This window comes from Pseudarthrobacter sp. MEB009, from assembly GCF_030208875.1.
GTDB lineage: Bacteria > Actinomycetota > Actinomycetes > Actinomycetales > Micrococcaceae > Arthrobacter.
In genome coordinates this window covers 172,003-189,733 of record NZ_JARVTC010000013.1, presented here as the reverse complement: position 1 = coordinate 189,733, position 17,731 = coordinate 172,003, and the positions used below count along the sequence as shown (strand labels likewise).

Genomic DNA, 17,731 nt, shown 5'->3' with positions numbered 1-17,731 from the left:
GGCCCGCCGCGACGAAACCATGCGTACTGTGTCCTGGCGCACAAAACGTGTTTGAATCGGACGCATGGCTACCCTGAAACCGGAGACCCCGGAAGAGCAACCACTGACCCCGTTCCACAACCTCGACCACTACCTCTCCATCCCCCGGGTAAGTGGCCTGAGCCTGAGCCCGGACGGCACCCGCCTGGTCACCGCCGTCGGCACCCTGAACAGCAAGGGCACCGCATTTGCCTCCGCCCTGTGGGAAATCGACCCGGCCGGCCGGCAGCAGGCCCGCCGCATCACCCGCAGCGCCAAGGGCGAGGCCGGCGCATGCTTCGCCGCCAACGGTGACGTCTACTTCACCTCCGCCCGCCCCGATCCGGAGAGCCCGGAGGACGAGCCCGTCAGCGCGCTCTGGCTCCTGCCCGCGGGCGGCGGCGAAGCCCGGATCGTCCTGAGCCGGCCCGGTGGCGTGTCGGCCGTGAAAACCGCCAGGAACGCCGCTGCGGCCTTCGTGACCGCGGACGTCCTGGCCGGGTCCGCAGACGAGGAGGACGACGCTGCGCGCCGCAAGGCCCGCAAAGACAACAAGGTTTCCGCCATCCTGCACAGCGAATACCCGGTGCGGTACTGGGACGAGGACCTGGGCCCCGGCCAGCCCCGCATTTTCGCCGTGGAACCCGGGGCCGGCGATGCTCCAGGGAAGCCCGCCACGGTGGACGCCACCGCGCCGCTGGCCCTCCGGAACCTCACCCCGGACGCCGGTGCCAGGCTCCGGGAAGCGGAAACGGCTGTGAGCCCTGACGGCCGGACCATTTACACCAGTTACACCAAGCCGCTGGCCAGGGCAGACAGCCGGTTTGTGCTGGTGGCCGTGGACGTGGCGTCCGGCACGCAGGAAGTCCTACTGGACCAGGAAGGCATGAGCTTCTTTCCCGGCCCCGTCAGCCCGGACGGCAGCACGCTGGTGGTGGTCAGTGAGAGTGATTCCACTCCCCACCAGGCGCCGGAAATCAAGCTGCACCTGCTGGACGTATCAGCGGGCCGGGGGGTTGTGGCGCTGCAGCCGCTGGCGCACGACTGGGACCGGTGGGCCAAGCCCGCGGCCTGGCTCCCTGACGGGTCCGCCCTCCTGGTGACCGCGGACGACGACGGCGCGTCGCCGGTTTTCCGGATCAGCGTCCCGTCCGCTGCGGCTGAAGTCGGTATCACCCGGGTAACGCAGGACGCCGCGGCGTATACCGACGTTGTGGTGTCCCCGGAAGGCCGCACAGCCTATGCCCTGCGGAGCTCCTACGAATTCCCGCCCGAAGCGGTCCGGATCGACCTGGCCACGGGCGAGACCACACGGTTGCCGGCCCCCACTGAGCGGCCCGTGGCCTCCGGACGGCTTGAACGGATCGCCGCCACCGCCGCCGACGGCTCCCGGGTGCCCGCGTACCTGGCACTGCCGGAGGGTGCGTCCGCAGCCTCGCCCGCCCCGATGCTGCTCTGGATCCACGGCGGTCCGCTGGGATCCTGGAACGCGTGGACCTGGCGCTGGAACCCCTGGCTGCTCACGGCCAAGGGATACGCCGTGCTGCTCCCGGACCCGGCATTGTCCACCGGCTACGGCCAGGCCTACATCCAGCGCGGCTGGGGAGCCTGGGGCAAGGCGCCGTTCACGGACCTTATGGCCGTCACCGACGCGGCAGAGGAACGGGTGGACATCGACGGGACCCGCACGGCCGCCATGGGCGGGTCCTTCGGCGGATACATGGCGAACTGGGTGGCAGGACAGACCGACAGGTTCAAGGCCATTGTGACCCACGCCAGCCTTTGGGCGCTGGACCAGTTCGGCCCCACCACCGACTCCTCCCAGTACTGGCTGAAGGAAATGACGGAGGAGATGGCGCGGGAGAACTCCCCGCATCTGCACGTCGAAAAGATCAGCACCCCCATGCTGGTCATCCACGGGGACAAGGACTACCGCGTGCCCATCGGCGAGGGCCTGCGGCTCTGGTACGAACTGCTGTCCAAATCACAGTTGGCAGCCGACCGGGACGGGCAGACCCCGCACCGGTTCCTGTACTTCCCGGACGAAAACCACTGGGTCCTCCAGCCCAACCACTCGAAGATCTGGTACCAGGTGGTGGAGTCATTCCTGGCCCGCAACGTGCTGGACCAGGAAACCGAACTGCCCGGGGAGTTGGGTCTCTAGCCGCCCCCGTACCCTACGGCACCGTCATCCGGGCCGCTTCCTTGAGCGGAAGAAGCCCGGATTTCGGTGCCGTTGCAAGGCCCCAACTAGGATTGGCCTGTGACGAATTCCTTCGAGATCCGCCCTGCCCGCACCGATGATGTTTCCGCCATCAAGAAGCTTGTGGCGCCCCTGGCCGAGGAGCGGATCCTGATGGCCAAGGAAACCGTCGCCTACTACGAAAGCCTCCAGGAGTTCCTGATCGCCGAGTCCGCCGACGGCGAGGTGATCGGCTGCGGCGCCCTCCACGTGATGTGGGAGGACCTGGCCGAGGTCCGCACCCTTGCGGCGTCGCAGGACCGGCGTGGCCAGGGCATCGGCCATGTGCTGGTGGAGAGCCTCCTGGAGCGGGCCCGGGCCCTCGGAGTCAACCGGGTCTTCTGCCTGACGTTCGAGGTGGACTTCTTCAAGCGCCACGGCTTCGAGGTTATGGCGGACCAGTCGGCGGTGGACCCTGTGGTCTACTCAGAGCTCCTGCGTTCCCACGATGAGGGCGTCGCGGAGTTCCTCGACCTGGCGCGGGTCAAGCCCAACACTCTTGGCAACACCCGCATGATCCGCGTCCTCTAGGCCGGAATTCCAAATAAGACGTCGAAGGCAGTACTGTCTTGGCTTTATTCGATTTGATGGATAAACTAGCGGTGGCCGGGAATGGGGGCCCGGAAAGGGACAGTCATTGGGGGCTGTCCCTTTTTCGTGTTGAAACACCCCAGGGCCCGGCCGGTGCCTACCTTTGCCCGGCCTGCCGGTAGTAGGGTCGTCTGTGACATCCTTCAGGAGCACAGCCAGGAGCAACGCCGTGAAGAAACTCATCAACGATCCCCGTTCAGTGGTCGGGGAAAGTGTTGCCGGCTTCGGCCTGGCGCACGCTGACCTCGTGAGCGTTAACGCCGATCCGGCCTTCATCACCCGCAAGGATGCGCCGGTGGCAGGCAAGGTGGGGTTGCTCTCCGGCGGCGGCAGCGGCCATGAGCCCCTCCACGCCGGATTTGTGGGCCGTGGCATGCTCGACGCCGCCGTCCCGGGCGCCGTGTTCACCTCGCCGACGCCGGACCAGATCCTGCCCGCCACAATGGCCGTGGATTCAGGCGCCGGAGTGGTGCACATCGTGAAGAACTACACCGGCGATGTGCTGAATTTCGAGACCGCCGGCGAACTGGCCGAAGCCGAGGGGATCCGCGTCCGCACCGTCCTGGTCAACGATGACGTGGCTGTGGAGGATTCGCTCTACACGGCGGGCCGGCGGGGTGTGGCAGGGACCTTGCTGGTGGAAAAAATCGCCGGCGCGGCGGCCGAACGCGGCGATGACCTGGACACGGTGGCCGGAATCGGCGAACGCGTCAACCTCAACGTCCGCACCATGGGGGTGGCGTTGTCCGCCTGCACCGTACCGCACGCCGGGACGCCCAGCTTCGACCTCGCCGGGGACGAAATCGAGATCGGCATCGGCATCCACGGGGAACCCGGCCGGCACCGGATTGCCATGGAAAACGCCGACGGCATCACTGACCGGCTGCTGGAGCCCGTCCTGTCCGACCTGAAGATCGAAGCGGGTGAGCAGGTGCTCCTGTTTGTGAACGGCATGGGCGGAACCCCGTTGAGCGAGCTGTACATCGTGTACCGGCGGGCAGCGCAGGTACTGGTTGACCACGGGGCCGTGGTGGCCCGCTCGCTGGTGGGCAACTACGTCACGGCCCTGGAAATGCAGGGCTGCTCCATCTCGGTCCTGCGCCTGAACGATGAACTCACCGCCCTGTGGGACGCGCCGGTCCACACCGCCGCCCTGCGCTGGGGGGCCTGAGCATGCTGCTGGATACTAACTGGACCCTGAAGTGGCTGACGCTGTGCGCGCAGGCCATGGCAGGACACCGGATGGAACTGATCGAGCTGGACCGGGCCATCGGTGATTCGGACCACGGCGAGAACATGGACAGGGGATTCCAGGCAGTCCTGGAAAAGCTCGCCGAAGCGCCGCCGGAAACACCGGGTGCCGCGCTGAAGCTGGCCGCCATGACGCTGATGTCGAAGGTGGGCGGCGCCGCCGGGCCGCTGTACGGCACGGCCTTCCTCCGCGCCGCAACCGCCCTGGGTGACGCCACCGAGATTGATTCCGCGGCATGGGCCGCTGCGCTGGCCGCAGGGCGGGACGGCATCGTGGCCCGGGGCAAGGCCGAAACCGGCGACAAAACAATGGTGGACGCCTGGACACCGGCGGTGGATGCCGCCCGGGCGGCCGTTGACGCCGGCGCCCCGGACGTCCTCACGATCCTTGTGGCCGCCGCAGAGGCCGCCGAAGCGGGTGCTGCGGCCACAGACCCGCTGGTGGCACGCAAGGGCCGGGCCAGCTACCTGGGGGAGCGCAGCGCCGGGCACCGCGACCCGGGAGCTGCTTCCAGCGCCTTGATCTTCCGGGCAGCAGTGGGGGCCGCGGCATGACCATCAGCCTGGTAGTGGTGTCCCATAGTGAAAAAATTGCCGACGGCGCCGCGGAACTTGCCGCCCAGATGGCCCCGGATGTGCAGATCCTGGCAGCCGGGGGCACCATGGACGGCAGCATTGGCACCAGCCTGGAAAGGGTCCTGGCGGCCCTCGAGAAGGCTGCGGACGGCGGGGTGGTGGTCCTCGCGGACCTGGGCTCGGCCGTGATGACCGCCGAATCGGCGATGGAGTTTGTGGATAATCCGCACGGTGTGGTGCTGGCCGACGCGCCCCTGGTGGAAGGCCTGGTGGCTGCGGCGGTCGCAGCCCAGGGCGGGGCGGGGCTGCACGCGGTAAAGCGGGCGGCCGAGGCGGCGGGCGCACCGCCGCGCAGCCCGGAGGTTCCGGCAGCGCAGCTGGCCGAGGGCTCGGTCACAGGCCCGGGCCCGGACTTCACCGGCGACTTTGAGCTCATCAACCAGGCCGGCCTGCATGCCCGGCCGGCGGCCAGGATCGCCGGCGGCGTCGCAGCACTGGATGCCAGGGTCACCCTGAACGGTGTGGACGCGGCATCGATGACGGCGCTGATGACCCTCGCGGCTGGCAGGGGCCAGGGTATCCACGTCCAGGCCTGGGGTCTGGACGCGGAACGGGCGGTGAACTACATCGGCGGGCTGGTGCAGGCCGGCTTCGGCGAGCCGTAGGCCGGACCCACCCCAATCAGGCGCCCGGCGGTGTGTTCAGGGCGGCATTGTCCGGCCCTGGCCATAAGCTCGATGCCATGGAACGGCCCCACCTGGAAGAAACCCCTGCCGAGATCGAAGTGCTTGACGGACAGATGTCCGTTGAGGAGCTTCTGGCTGAGCTCGGCTTTGACTGGCACGCTTGCACCTCGCAGCCGCAGGCAGTCTCCGGAGCAGCTGCCGAGGATCCCTTCGGCCAGCCTGCCCTCTTCTGACGGCGCCCCGGACAGCATCAGGAAGCGGGCTGCAGCCCCGCACTGTCCAGGATCACGGACGCCGAGAGGTATCGGGGGCACTGCTCCCCGAATGGATACCCCGCGCTGGGCTTGAACACCAGGGAGCGGACGGGCAGGGCGCCGCCGGCCGCGGTTCCGGTCACCGTTGCGGTGATCGGGGACTCGGTCAGGACACCCAGGTCGAGGTTTCCCACTTTGGTGCCGTCCGGCGAGGCCGTGGCGGAGCAGACCCCGTCGGTGGTGCAGCCCTGGTCCACGGAGGTGCTGCCCGGCATCAGCTCAAGGTCGGCCTCGTGGCAACCGCCGTCCTGGCAGGCCACCAGGTGCACCACGTCAACCTGCGCCGCGTAGTTGGCGGCAACGGTGAGGGCCACACCGTTTGACTGGCCCAGGTCCGGGCACGCCACGCCGCCGGCGCCCGGCCCGCACGCGGTGAGTCCCGCCGTCGTGATCAATGCCAGAAGAACCCCGGGCCTGCGCATGCCTTCAGCGTAGGGCAGTTTGGCCTAGGGCAGCGGGAAAAAGCTGATGAAGAGGAACGAAGCCACACCGAAGACGGCGAAAAACGGGATCAGGCAGCCCAGCGCAACCTTGGAGGCGGCCGAAACCTGCAGGGATTCGTTGGGATTGGCCGGGTTGTAGGCCACCTCAAGCGGGGACCCCGGTGCGGGGGCTGCTGCCCGGGAAACCTCGGATTTGCCCACAAAGAGCGTGCCGTGCGGGTCGGTGAACTGGTACGTGGGGAAGTAGCGGCGGCTGCGGCTGGAGCCGCCCCCGCCGTTGGTCCACCCCGCCACGCTGCCGGTCACGGTGGCCCGGGCCTTGGGCCAGCTGGCCATCTGCTCCGACTGGCGCCGCGTGGTCCGCACGGTCCGGATAATCGCGAAAACGGCGGCCACCATAAACAGCGCCCACACGCCATAGATGATCATTCTCATGCGTTCCCCCTGGTTGCGTTATGTCCGAAGTATGCCATTTTGCGGCCGCAGCCCCTCAGGCCGGAAGCCGGTAGCCGCCGTGTGCGAGCTCCGCCAGCCCATCCGCGAGCAGCCCGGCCAGCGCCCGTTCCAGCTGTTCAGGAGCGGAATTGAGCCGGTGCAGGGCAGCCAGCGGCACACCGATTCCTTCCGGCGCGAACCCCAGGTCCGCCGGCGGGGCCTGGAACAGGTCCGGGGGAACCGGCGCGTCCGCGAGGCGCAGGACGGCAAGCACGGCGCCGCGGACCTGCCGGTCGGTGCCGTGCCACGCCTGGCCTTTGGGGATGTACGACGGCGGTGGCTCGCCTGCGGCCAGCCACGCACAGGAGCCCCGGACCGGGCAGGCAACACATTTGGGTGCCCGGGCCGTGCACACCATGGCGCCCAGCTCCATGACCGCGGCGTTCCAGCGGACGGAGGCGCCGTCGTCGGCCGGCAGCAGCGCAGTGGCCAGGCGCATCTCGGCTGCGGTCAGGGCGGGGGCCGGCAGTGCCGTTCCGGATACCAGGCGGGCGTGGACGCGCCGGATGTTGGTGTCCACCACCGTCTCGCGGCGGCCGAATGCGAAGGCTGCCACCGCGGCTGCCGTGTAGCTGCCCACACCAGGCAACTGGAGCAGTTCGGCATGGGTTGCGGGGACGCTGCCGCCATGGTCCTGCACAATGGCGGCCGCCGCCGCGTGGAGCCGCAATGCCCGGCGCGGATATCCAAGCCTTCCCCAGGCCCGGACGGCTTCTCCGGCCGGAACTGCTGCCAGGGCGGCGGGGGTGGGCCAGCGTTCCAGCCATTCGTGCCAGACGGGCAGCACCCGGACCACCGGGGTCTGCTGCAGCATGATCTCGCTGACCAGGACGCCCCAGGGGCTGCAGGCCGGATCCCGCCAGGGCAGGTCGCGGGCGGTTTCGTCAAACCAGCCGTTGATCCTTGCGTGCAGGGAACTGAGCCCGGCTTCGCCGCCGGCAGGCGGCGCGGGAACTGTGGTGGTGGGGTTTTTGGTATCGATCCCCACACTGTAATGGAAGTTCTCCGGCGGGTTGAAACGCGATGTGACCAGCCCGTTGGCCGTCCGGCGGCGTGGTGGCCCCGCAGAGCAGTGCCGGTTCTCTAGCCTAGGAGGATGGGCAGGCAAGGCAGTACATCATCGCGCGGTAAAAGCGCGGCTTCGGCGGCAACGGGTGCCGGCAGGCCGGGCGCTGCCGTGTACCGGCGCCGCCGGCTGTTTGCCGGCGGCGCACTGCTCCTGGCGTTGGCCCTGCTGATGGGCGGGCTGGCCCTGGGCGGCGCCTTCGGTGGCGGGTCGGAGCAGGCCTCAGCCACGGACCCCGCTCCCAGCGGAACGGCCGCCGCGCCAACCAGTGCCGCTGCCACCCCTACTCCCACGCCGTCCGCGGCCCCGTCCTGCAACCAGAACCTGGTCACCGTCTCCGCAGCCACGGACAAGGGCGCCTACGGGCCGGACGACAAACCGCTGCTGACCCTGAAGGTCACCAACGGCGGCACCATGCCCTGCGAGGTCAACATCGGCACCTCGCAGATGGAATTCCTGGTCACCAGCGGTGCCGACCGGATCTTCTCGTCCCGGGACTGCCAGTCCACCAGCGAGGACCTCATCAAAACCATCGCGCCCGGTGCCAGCGAAACGGCCAACTTTCCGTGGTCGCAGGCCAGGAGTGTTGAAGGCTGCCAGCCGGTTTCGGCCAAGCCCGGCGGCGGTGGGGCCTACTACATCTTCACCGCGAAGCTCGGCTCCAAAGCCAGCCCCAAGGCTGTTTTCCAGCTCAACTGAGCCGGTTTGTGGCCGCGGTCCAGTTTTGCCGGGCCGGGATTAGAGGAAGCGGTCCAGCAGGCTGGCCTCGGCCATGCGGCTGAGACCTTCCCGGACCGTGCGGGCACGCTGGTCGCCGATGCCGTCCACTGTCATGAGGTCATCGATGGTGGCGGCCATCAGGAACTGGAGCCCGCCGAAGTGGTCCACCAGCCGGTCCGCCACGGCTTTGGGAACCGCCTTCAGGCCGGACAGGAGCCGGTACCCGCGGGGCTGGACCACGGCATCAAGGTTGTCCACGCCGCTGGCGAAGCCCACCATGCCGGCGATCCTGCTGAGGTCGATCAGTTCGGTGGGGCCCAGGTTAACCAGGGCGCTCACGGCCTTTTCGATGTCCTCGGGGGAGGCGTCGGGGCCCGCGTAGTCGCGGATGATCACATCGCTGCCCGGCCCGCGGCCCACGGTGAGTTCATCCAGCTGCAGGGAGAGCAGCCTGCCGTCCTCACCGAGCTCCAGGACGTACTGGGCTATTTCCTCGGAAATGCGCCGGACCATTTCCTGCCGCTGCAGGGTGACGGCGACGTCCCGCACCGTCACCATCGCCTCGATCTCCAGGGCGGAGAGGGAACTGGTGACCTGGTCAAGCCGGGAGCGGTACCGCTCGAGGGTGGCCAGGGCCTGGTTGGCGCGGGCCAGGACTTTTTCCGAGCCCTCCAGCACGTGCCGCAGGCCGTTGACGTAGAGGGCGATGATCTGCATGGACTGGCTCACGGAAATGACCGGGACGCCCGTCTGGATGGCCACGCGCTCCGCGGTGCGGTGCCGGGTGCCCGATTCCTGGGTTTCGATGCTGGAGTCCGGGACCAGCTGGACGGCGGCGCGCAGGATGTTTCCCGCGTCCTTGTCGCAGATGATGGCCCCGTCCATCTTGGCCAGTTCACGCAGCCGGGTAGGGGAGAAGTCGATGCCGATGTCGAAGCCGCCCGAGCAGATGGAGTCGATGGTCCGATCCGAGCCCAGGACGATCAGCGCACCCGTCCGGCCCCGGAGGATCCGTTCCAGGCCGTCACGCAGCGGAGTCCCGGGCGCCACCCTGCCCAGCGTTGCCTTGAGTGATTCTTCAGGGCTCCGCGCCATGGTTGTCCCTTCAAAGGTGCGGACCTGTGCCCGCCGGAATGCCGGCTTCCGCACTCTGCCGGCAGGATGAAAAGTGCATAGTTTCCTGCAAGCTCAATGATAGGGGTAAGAATTGTGTCCATCCGCACAGGCAAGCCTTAAAGTGCCCCGTGGGGAGGGAGCGGCGCAGGGGGTCCGAATGCCTCCCCGCGTTGTGCCCGGGAGGGCGCTTTTGGCCCGGCCGTGCCGCATGCCCGGGGCGCCGTGTGCCCTGCCGGACCGCCAAGCCCCGCCCCACCCAACTAGGTCGCAGTTGTTGTCGTTTTGGGGGCTCATAACGACAACAACTGCGACCTAGTTGGGGGGAAGGGGATCAGGCGGGGTGGGGCACCTTCAAGGCGGCCGCCAGTTCAGCAGCCGTGGGCGGGTTGGCGCCGGGCCGGCCCACGGTGATCGCCGCGGCCGCCGCGGCCATCCGGCCCAGCCCTTCCACGGTGGCCGGTTCCAGTTCGCCCGGCGCTACCGCCAGCAGGCCGGAAATCAGGGCCGCCATGTAGGAATCGCCGGCCCCGATGGTGTCCGCCACTACGGAAGGTACCGCCGGAACATGCAGCGTGGTGACCGGGGTAGCCAGCAGCGCCCCCTCCGCGCCGAGGGTCACCACTGCCAGGCGTGCGCCGCGCCGCACCAGTTCCGCCGCAACGTCCGCCGGATCGCGGCGGGGATACAGCCAGGCTGCATCCTCGTCGCTGAGTTTGATGACATCCGCCAGCTGGACCAGGTCCTCAAAGCCGGCCAGGGTTGCCGCGTGGCTGCCCAGCAGGTCCGGGCGGATGTTGGGATCGTAGGTGACCAGGGAGGTGCCCTGCGCCTGCTCCAGGAGGCCGCGGACCGATTCGGCGCCCGGGGCAAGGAAGCTGGCGATCGAACCGGTGTGCAGCACCCGGGGTGGCGCCGTTAGCGCGGCGGAATCCCAGGCCGGCAGGTCCCAATGGATGCTGAAGCTGTAGCGGGCCGATCCGTCCGGCGCCAGGGTGGCGGCGGCAGTGGAGGTGGGCCCGGTCCTCGGCGACCCGGACAGGATCCCCACCCCTGCCCGGACCAGGTGCTCCGCCACCAGCGCGCCGTGCCGGTCCGTGCCCAGGCAGGTGAGGAAGCCCGTGGGCACACCCAGCCGGCCCAGGCCGTAGGCCACATTGGCGGGGGAACCGCCGGGATGTTCGGTGGTGCCGGCGCTGGTGGTGACGATGTCCACCAGCGCCTCGCCCACCACCACCACGTCAAGGCCGGTGCCACGGGTGTCCTGGGCCGCCACGGTCAGGCCACGTCCCACAGCTGCAGCGAGGCGCCGGCGGTGCCGCCGTCCGCGAACAGGCTGATGGTGCTGTGGGCCGGGTCCGGGAAGATCAGTTCGGTCATGCTGACCAGGCCGTCCTGGCCAAAAACCTCCACGGAGCAGTGGTCAACAAAGATCCGGAGCGAGTAGGTTCCGTCCGGGCCCGGCAGGATGGGCGCCGTGCTGGCAGAGGCAAACGATGGGTCGAAGCCGGTGTCGCCGGACAGCGTCCGGTCCAGGACCAGGCTGCCGGCACCGGGCCGGATGCTGATCCGGGTCCCGGCAGTGCCGTCGGCGGCGCCGCGGACCACAATGCCGAACACGTCAGCCGATTCCGGCGTGAAGGTGACGTGGAGCAGCTGGACCGGGGTGCCGCCGTCGACCGCCAGGCTGCCGGCGACGGCGACCTCCGTGCGGGCGGCGGCCTCCGCTCCTGCGGTGACCTCCGGCGCGATGGCCTGGACCAGCCGGGGCTGCCCCGCAATTTCGGTGAGCCACACGTCGCGGACCAGGCTCATGGGGCTCCGCCACGGCGCGGTGGGGATCCGGTTGGCGTACTGCCAGTTGTTCATCCAGCCGATCATCAGCCGCCGGCCGGCCGGGACGTTGCTGAAGGACACCGCGGCGTAGTAGTCCCGGCCCCAGTCCAGCCAGTGGTAATCGGCCAGCCGGGAGTCGTCCTGCAGGCCTTCGGTGACGGTGGTTTCGGAGCTGAACCGTGTGCCGTCGAAGTGGCCCACAAAGTACTGTCCGGCCGAACCGCCGTTGGGGCCGCCGGGGTTCATGTTCACGGTGAGCACCCACTTGGTGCGCTCCGGGTTGCCGTCCACCGGCAGCTCGAAGAGGTCAGGGCACTCCCACACCCCGCCGGTGCCGTTGGCGGGCCCGAAGGTGCTCAGGTACGTCCAGTCCAGCAGGTTGTCCGACCGGTACAGCAGCACCGCGAAATCCAGAGCCTCGACGGCGGCCATGACCCAGTAGCTGCCGGCGGGGCCCTCGTACCGGAACACCTTGGGGTCCCGGAACTCCGGCGAGTTCCGGGTCAGGACGGGGTTCCCGGCGTACTTGGTCCACGTGTAGCCGCCGTCCGCGCTCCAGGCGACCGACTGCGCCTGCGTGCCCTGGTGCTCGGAGGCCGGCCGGTAGGCGCTGGTGTAGAGGGCCACCAGCGGCGCCGTCCCGGCCGCCCCGAGCCCCGAGGTGTTCTCCTGGTCCACCACGATGCTGCCGGAGAAGATCTCTTCGGTTTCATCGCAGTGGATGGCCACCGGCTGTTCCACCCAGTCCACCAGGTCCGTGGAGGTGGCGTGGCCCCACGACAGGTTGCCGTGGACGTTCCCGTACGGGTTGTTCTGGAAGTACAGGTGGTACGTGCCGTCGAGGAACACCAGGCCGTTGGGGTCGTTGAGCCAGGTGTCCCGGGCGGCGAAGTGGCGTGCCGGCCGGTAGGCCTCAAGGGTGGGCGTGGCGGGGTTCATGGATGCGTCTCGTTTCGTGCTGCAGGTACGGGCTGGCGTGCTGTGTTTTGGGTCAGGAGTTTTGCTGGAACCGGTCGTAGGCCTGCTGGTAGATGTCGATCATCCGGTCCACGCCGACGTTCTCCAGTTGGGAGACGTAGCCGTCCCATTCGCTGTCGATGCCGCCGGAGACAATCCACTTGGCAGTGGTCTGCTTGACCAGGGCGGAGACGTCGGTTTCGATGGTGCCGATCTGCTGGATTTCCTCGTTTGACAGGGCCACCGGCGGGTAGCCGTCATTGGCTGCAAACGGTTTGTAGTTTTCCTGGATGGTCTTTTGCCGTTCCGCGGCGCGGGGCTCGGGGGCCACCACTTTCTCGAAGTTTTCGGCGGTGTTGGCCTTAGGGCCGCCGGGGGCCACCTTCTGGCGGCGCTCGCCTTCGCTGGTCCCTGCCGGAGCGGGGATCTGGGTCAGCAGGCCGGTGGCGGCGTCTTTTTGCAGGGTTTCGCCGATGGGGCCCCAGTTGGCCTGTGCTGACTGGAGGGGGTCGTAGAGGTTGTCGGCCCAGCGCATGGTGGCTGCCGGGTACTTGTTGGTCCGGGTCACGGCGAAGGCGCCGCGGGCGATCTCCTGGTTGTTGGACTGGCTGGCCAGCCGCTTGCCGTCCACGCCTTCGAGGACGGGCAGCAGCGCGTAGTCGGCCGCCCGGTCAGCGCCCACCATTTCCTTGATTTCCCACCAGACGAACGAGCCGAGGTTTGCCGTCCCGGCCTTGCCCTTGGCCAGGTACGCCTTGTCGTCCTGGGAGAAGGACTCCGGATCGATCAGGCCTTCCTGGTACCACTGGTGCAGGGTGCCGATGGCTTTTTTGTAGCCGTCCTGCGTGGCGGTGTAGATGACTTTGCCGTCCTGGACGATCCGGTGGTCCATGTTGTCGGGGACCCCGCCCAGGGCGGCGATGAGGTCCACGATGTCCCCGCACCACGAGCCGGGCATAAAGCTCAGCGGGATGGTCCGGCCCGTCCCGGAGGCGTCCTTGGCCTTGAACGCCAGCAGGGCGTTGTGGAGTTCGTCAACAGTTTTAGGCATCGGGATGCCGAGCTTGTCCAACCAGGCTGTGTTGATGGCCATTTCGTTGGGGAACTGGACCAGGCCCAGCTCCTCAACGGAGGGCAGGGAGTAGATGTGCCCGTCGGAGGAGGTGATGGCAGCCTTGATGTCCGGCCGGTCCGCCAGGATTTTCGCCAGGTTCGGGGCGTTTTTGTCGATCAGGCCCTCCAGCGGGACCAGGGTGCCGCTGGCGGCGTAGGTGGTGATTTCCGCGTCGGTGAGGCCGCTGTTGAAAAACGCGTCCGGCAGGTCGCCGCTGGCCAGGATGAGGTTCTTCTTTTCCTTGAACACCGCTTCGGGGAGGTTTTCCCAGTCGATGTGCACGTTGGTGTCCGTTTCCCACTGCTGCACCAGCGACATGCTGCCGTAGTCAGGGGCCAGGGCGGATTTGGTGCCGGAGAACGTGAGGGTCAGCTTGTCCTTGACGATCGGGAAGCCGGTCTCCTGGAAACCGAATTCGGCGGAGGCGTCCTGGATCTCGGCGGTGCCTTTGGAGCCCGAGCAGGCGGTGAACAGCATTGTTCCTGCCATGAGGGTGCCAAGGACGGCGAGTTTGCGGCGGCTGGTGGCCATGGGTCGATCCTTTTCTTGGTGCGGGACTTGGTGCGGGACTTGGTGCGGGACTGGGTGCGGGAGGTGCGGAAGGTGGGGCGGCGGCACGAGGGGAGTGCCGCCGTCGGACGATACGGAAGGGAGCGTCAGCTCTTGACGGCGCCGATCATGGTGCCCTTGGTGAAGTGCTTCTGCATAAACGGCAGCGCGATCATCAGCGGGAGGCTGGAGACCACGATCATGGCGTATTTGGTAAGTTCGCCGATCCGCTGGGCTGCCGCGTAGGACTCGATGTCCCCGCCGGTGGTGCCGGCCGAGGAGACGTCGGACTGGATGAGGATGTTCCGCAGCACCAGCTGCAGCGGGTACTTGGTGTCGTCGTTAAGGAAGATGAGGGCGTCGAAGAACGAGTTCCAGTGCGCCACCACATGGACCATGACCATCAGCATGATCAGCGGCTTGGACAGCGGGAGCACCATCCTGAAGAAGAACGTGAAGTCGTTGGCGCCGTCCATCTGGGCGGCTTCGCGGAGTTCGCCGGGGATGGTGTGTTCGAAGAAGGACCTGGCGATGATGAGGTTCCACACGCCTACCGCGCCGGGCAGGACCACCGCCCAGACCGTGTCCAGCATGCCCAGGTCGCGGACCACCAGGTACTTGGTGATGAGGCCGCCGTCGAAAAACATGGTGATGACAAAGAGCAGCATCAGGATTTTCCGGCCGGGCATGTCCTTGCGGGACAGGGCGTAGGCGCCGAACAGGATGGTGGTGACGCTGATGGCGGTGCCCAGGACGGTGTAAACCACCGTGTTTCCCAGGCCATTCCAGATCCGGCTGTCCGCGAAGATCCGCTGGTAACCCTCCAGCGTGACGCCGGAGGGGAACAGCCAGACTTTGCCTTCGTAGACGGCGTTGGGGTCGCTGATGGAGGCGATCACAATGAAGTAGAGGGGATAGACGACGGCGATGATGGACGCCGTGAGGATGGTGACCGCGGCGACGTTGAAGGCGGAGTCCGCCCACCGGTCGCGGAAGGAGAAGGTCCGCTTCGGGGCCGGAACCTGGCGGGCGGGGGTGGCCGGTGCGGGCACGGGCTTGGTGTTCAGGGACATAGCGGCATCACCAGAGGGTTGCTTGGTTGGCCCGGCGCGCAATCGTGTTGAAGACGAGCAGCAGCACCAGGTTGAGGACGGAGTTGAACAGGCCGATCGCGGCCGAGTAGCTGAACTGCGCCTGCTGTAGCCCGGCGTGGTAGACGTACGTCTGGATGATTTCCGACGTCGGCAGGTTCAGGTTGGTCTGCATCAGCAGTGCCTTCTCGAAGCCGACGTTGAGCAGGTTGCCGATGGCCAGGATGAACAGGACCGTGATGACGGGCATGATGCCCGGCAGGTCGATGTGGCGGATCCTTTGGAGCTTGGAGGCGCCGTCCACTTTGGCGGCGTCATGCAGGGCCGGGTCGATGCCGGACAGCGCCGCCAGGTAGACGATCATGGCGAAGCCGGCGTTCTGCCAGACATCCGAGATGACGTAGATGGGCCGGAACCACTCCGCCGAGCCCATAAAAAACACGGGCTCGCCGCCGGCCAGCTGGATGGCGTTGTTCACCAGGCCGGACCGCGGGGAGAGCAGCACAAACATGATGCCAACCACCACCACCGTGGAGATGAACGCCGGTGAATACAGCACCGTCTGCGTGAACTTCTTGAACCGTTCGCTCTGCAGCTGGTTGACCAGCAGGGCCAGGATGATGGGGATGGGGAACGCCACCACCAGGCCCAGGACAGCGATCCAGAGGGTGTTTCCCACCACCTGGCCGAACTGGTACGAGTTTACGAACCGGACGAAGTGCGCCAGGCCCACCCAGGGGCTGTCGGTGAAGCCGTCCACGGGGTTGTAGTTGCGGAAGGCGATCTGCACGCCGTACATCGGCCAGTATTTGAAGACGGCAATGTAGATGAGTGACGGCAGTAGTAATACGTATAACTGCCAGGCCCTGGCCGCCCTTTTCAGGCGCAACGGCAGCGGCTTGCGGTGTGTGGCCCGTTGGGTGGACCTGTTGGGGGCGGCCGGCGGCGGTGCCGGCGTTGTCCCGGCCGCGATGCGGCTCATGGCAACTCCTTTGGATGTGTTACTGAATTGCGTTCCACCAGCGGGCAAGCCATGTATTCGACGGTCCCGTCGGGTTCGGCGCCCTGCAGGATGAGGTCCACAGCGCGGCGCCCCATTTCGATGAAGGGCAGTTCGAGGGTGGTCAGTCCCGGCCGCAGGTGCGGGGCGAGAGTTTCCTGGTTGTCGAAGCCGACGATGGAGACATCGTCGGGGATCGAGATGCGCAGCTCCGAGGCGGCCTGGTAGGCCCCCCAGGCGGTGCGGTCGTTGGCGCAGAAGATGGCGGTGGGCGGGTGGCCACCGCGCATCAGGTCCATGGTGTGGGTGAAACCGTCGAGTTCGTTGCCGCCGCCAAAACGGACCAGGTCCGGATTGGCTGGAAGCCCGGCCTCGGCGAGGGCGCGGACGTAGCCGTTGAAGCGTCCAACGGCGGCCGGCAGTTCGCTTTCCAGCGTTTCGATGTTGATCATCGCCACGCGCCGGTGCCCGGCATCAAGCAGGCGGCGGGTGGCCGTGTAGCCGCCCAGCTCCTCGTCCGGCGCTACGCTGGGGAGCCGCCGCTGGCGGTCCTGCGAGTTCAGGACAACGGAGGGGACGCCCGAGAGGGCTTCGGGGACGTCCAGGCGGCGGTGGTACATGCCGGCATAAACGACTCCCGCCACCTTGTAGGAAAGCATGGAGTCCAGCGACGCGGTTTCCAGGGCCTTGTTGCCGCCGGTGTTCATGGTCAGCAGGAGGAGCCCGTCCTCCCAGGCCCTTTCCTGGGCGCCTTCGATGATCTTGCCGGCGAAGGGGGTGGTGGCCACGGCGTCGCCGAGGAAGCCGATAATGCCGGAGACGCCGTCGCGCAGGGTTTTGGCGTGGGCGTTGGTGCGGTAGCCGAGCTCCTGCACCGCGTCCTGGACCCGGACGCGGGTTTCCTCGGAAAACCGGCCGCCGGATGCCTGGTTGAGGACCAGCGATACGGTGGCCTGGGAGACGCCGGCGGCTGCCGCGACATCATGCATGGTGGGTCCGGAATGGGGTCGGGACCTTGCCATCTGGCACCTCCTTGGGCCTTGGGTGATACGTGACAGTTATTCGTATAACTGCGAACAGGAAAAACTGTAACCTGCGCCATAGTGGTGCGTCAACAGTCCCCCGCCTTCCGACTCCCAACTGGCTGGCAGTTGTTGTCGTTATGAGCCCCCAAAACGACAACAACTGCTAGTTAGTTGGGGAGGGTCAGGGGCTGCGGCGCTCGCGGACCATCCGCTCCAGGTCCGAGCTGACCCGCAGCAGCGAGGCCGCGCGCAGGGCGCGGTGCTCCGCGGCGCTTTGCTGGCCCCGGCGCTGGTTGGCCGGCGGTGGCGATCCGCCGGCGGCTGGGCCCTGCTGGCGCGGGGCGGCCGCTGCGAACGGATCGAAGAAGGGGTTGTAGGAAACCGGAACGCCGTGCACCGCTCAGGCCCCCGTCCAGGAAGGCAGCATGCCGGCAGGGGAGCGGCCCCCGGGTGGTGTCCTGCTGGGGCGCCGGTTCGCTGCGGTGATCATCCGGCCACGCTAGCGGGCCTGCATTTCGTTGTTTTGAACGTCCGGTTTCGGTGGCGTTAAGCGGGCGGGCCGCCGTTTGCGGCCCTGCGATAAACTGGAACTTGGCTTTTCCGCCGCCCCACAGGTTCCGCCAGAGCCCCGGGCAGACCCCACC

Annotated in this window: 18 protein-coding genes; 7 read left to right on the top strand and 11 right to left on the bottom strand. The window is 67.6% G+C overall.

Annotated elements, in window-relative coordinates; all coding sequences use genetic code 11:
* The first annotated feature begins 64 nt into the window (after positions 1 to 64).
* From QRN07_RS12125 to QRN07_RS12100, 6 genes are all read left to right on the top strand, one after another.
* Positions 65 to 2,182 (top strand): S9 family peptidase, encoded by a 2,118-nt coding sequence (locus QRN07_RS12125; RefSeq protein WP_056601697.1) that lies wholly within the window; start codon positions 65 to 67, stop codon positions 2,180 to 2,182.
* A gap of 99 nt (positions 2,183 to 2,281) precedes the next feature.
* Positions 2,282 to 2,791 carry an amino-acid N-acetyltransferase gene (locus QRN07_RS12120; protein ID WP_050684788.1) on the top strand — a complete coding sequence of 170 codons (510 nt, stop codon included), beginning with the start codon at positions 2,282 to 2,284 and terminating at the stop codon, positions 2,789 to 2,791.
* Positions 2,792 to 3,020: 229 nt separating this feature from the next.
* The gene (dhaK, locus tag QRN07_RS12115) at positions 3,021 to 4,022 is read left to right on the top strand and encodes a dihydroxyacetone kinase subunit DhaK (protein ID WP_056601694.1); all 1,002 of its coding nucleotides are present in this window, start codon (positions 3,021 to 3,023) and stop codon (positions 4,020 to 4,022) included.
* A gap of 2 nt (positions 4,023 to 4,024) precedes the next feature.
* Positions 4,025 to 4,657 (top strand): dihydroxyacetone kinase subunit DhaL, encoded by a 633-nt coding sequence (gene dhaL / locus QRN07_RS12110; RefSeq protein ID WP_056601691.1) that lies wholly within the window; start codon positions 4,025 to 4,027, stop codon positions 4,655 to 4,657.
* A complete protein-coding gene (gene dhaM, locus QRN07_RS12105) occupies positions 4,654 to 5,343 on the top strand; it encodes a dihydroxyacetone kinase phosphoryl donor subunit DhaM (protein ID WP_285241129.1) in 690 nt (229 codons plus the stop codon). Before dhaL ends, dhaM begins: the two co-directional genes overlap by 4 nt.
* A 77-nt stretch (positions 5,344 to 5,420) precedes the next feature.
* Positions 5,421 to 5,597: a hypothetical protein gene (locus QRN07_RS12100; RefSeq protein ID WP_164468859.1), complete on the top strand. Its 177-nt coding sequence runs from the start codon at positions 5,421 to 5,423 to the stop codon at positions 5,595 to 5,597.
* Positions 5,598 to 5,614: 17 nt separating this feature from the next.
* Here QRN07_RS12100 and QRN07_RS12095 read toward each other — a convergent pair whose 3' ends face one another.
* Genes QRN07_RS12095 through QRN07_RS12085 form a run of 3 tightly spaced genes read right to left on the bottom strand, consistent with a single transcriptional unit; the run spans position 5,615 to position 7,529 of the window.
* Entirely contained in the window at positions 5,615 to 6,100 is a 486-nt protein-coding gene (locus QRN07_RS12095) for a hypothetical protein (protein WP_056601686.1), read from the bottom strand.
* Between the two features lie 24 nt (positions 6,101 to 6,124).
* Positions 6,125 to 6,556 carry a DUF3592 domain-containing protein gene (locus QRN07_RS12090; protein ID WP_285241128.1) on the bottom strand — a complete coding sequence of 144 codons (432 nt, stop codon included), beginning with the start codon at positions 6,554 to 6,556 and terminating at the stop codon, positions 6,125 to 6,127.
* Positions 6,557 to 6,611: 55 nt separating this feature from the next.
* Positions 6,612 to 7,529, bottom strand: coding sequence for an HhH-GPD family protein (locus tag QRN07_RS12085; RefSeq protein WP_285241358.1), 918 nt, complete (start codon positions 7,527 to 7,529; stop codon positions 6,612 to 6,614).
* Between the two features lie 183 nt (positions 7,530 to 7,712).
* Between QRN07_RS12085 and QRN07_RS12080 the strand changes: the two genes are divergently transcribed.
* Positions 7,713 to 8,381: a hypothetical protein gene (locus QRN07_RS12080; protein WP_285241127.1), complete on the top strand. Its 669-nt coding sequence runs from the start codon at positions 7,713 to 7,715 to the stop codon at positions 8,379 to 8,381.
* A gap of 39 nt (positions 8,382 to 8,420) precedes the next feature.
* On the opposite strand, the gene disA is transcribed toward QRN07_RS12080, so the two are convergent.
* The 8 genes from disA to QRN07_RS12040 form a co-directional block, all read right to left on the bottom strand.
* Positions 8,421 to 9,497: a DNA integrity scanning diadenylate cyclase DisA gene (disA, locus tag QRN07_RS12075; protein ID WP_050683571.1), complete on the bottom strand. Its 1,077-nt coding sequence runs from the start codon at positions 9,495 to 9,497 to the stop codon at positions 8,421 to 8,423.
* A gap of 352 nt (positions 9,498 to 9,849) precedes the next feature.
* Positions 9,850 to 10,809, bottom strand: a complete 960-nt coding sequence (locus QRN07_RS12070; protein WP_285241126.1) for a carbohydrate kinase family protein — start codon at positions 10,807 to 10,809, stop codon at positions 9,850 to 9,852.
* Positions 10,794 to 12,290 carry a glycoside hydrolase family 32 protein gene (locus tag QRN07_RS12065; protein WP_285241125.1) on the bottom strand — a complete coding sequence of 499 codons (1,497 nt, stop codon included), beginning with the start codon at positions 12,288 to 12,290 and terminating at the stop codon, positions 10,794 to 10,796. Before QRN07_RS12065 ends, QRN07_RS12070 begins: the two co-directional genes overlap by 16 nt.
* A 52-nt stretch (positions 12,291 to 12,342) precedes the next feature.
* Entirely contained in the window at positions 12,343 to 13,953 is a 1,611-nt protein-coding gene (locus QRN07_RS12060; protein WP_285241124.1) for an ABC transporter substrate-binding protein, read from the bottom strand.
* Between the two features lie 125 nt (positions 13,954 to 14,078).
* A complete protein-coding gene (locus tag QRN07_RS12055) occupies positions 14,079 to 15,044 on the bottom strand; it encodes a carbohydrate ABC transporter permease (protein WP_050683566.1) in 966 nt (321 codons plus the stop codon).
* A 7-nt stretch (positions 15,045 to 15,051) separates the two neighbouring features.
* A complete protein-coding gene (locus tag QRN07_RS12050; protein ID WP_050683565.1) occupies positions 15,052 to 16,044 on the bottom strand; it encodes an ABC transporter permease in 993 nt (330 codons plus the stop codon).
* Positions 16,041 to 17,084: a LacI family DNA-binding transcriptional regulator gene (locus tag QRN07_RS12045; RefSeq protein ID WP_235504799.1), complete on the bottom strand. Its 1,044-nt coding sequence runs from the start codon at positions 17,082 to 17,084 to the stop codon at positions 16,041 to 16,043. Before QRN07_RS12045 ends, QRN07_RS12050 begins: the two co-directional genes overlap by 4 nt.
* A gap of 184 nt (positions 17,085 to 17,268) precedes the next feature.
* The gene (locus QRN07_RS12040; protein WP_050683563.1) at positions 17,269 to 17,484 is read right to left on the bottom strand and encodes a hypothetical protein; all 216 of its coding nucleotides are present in this window, start codon (positions 17,482 to 17,484) and stop codon (positions 17,269 to 17,271) included.
* Positions 17,485 to 17,731: the final 247 nt, after the last annotated feature.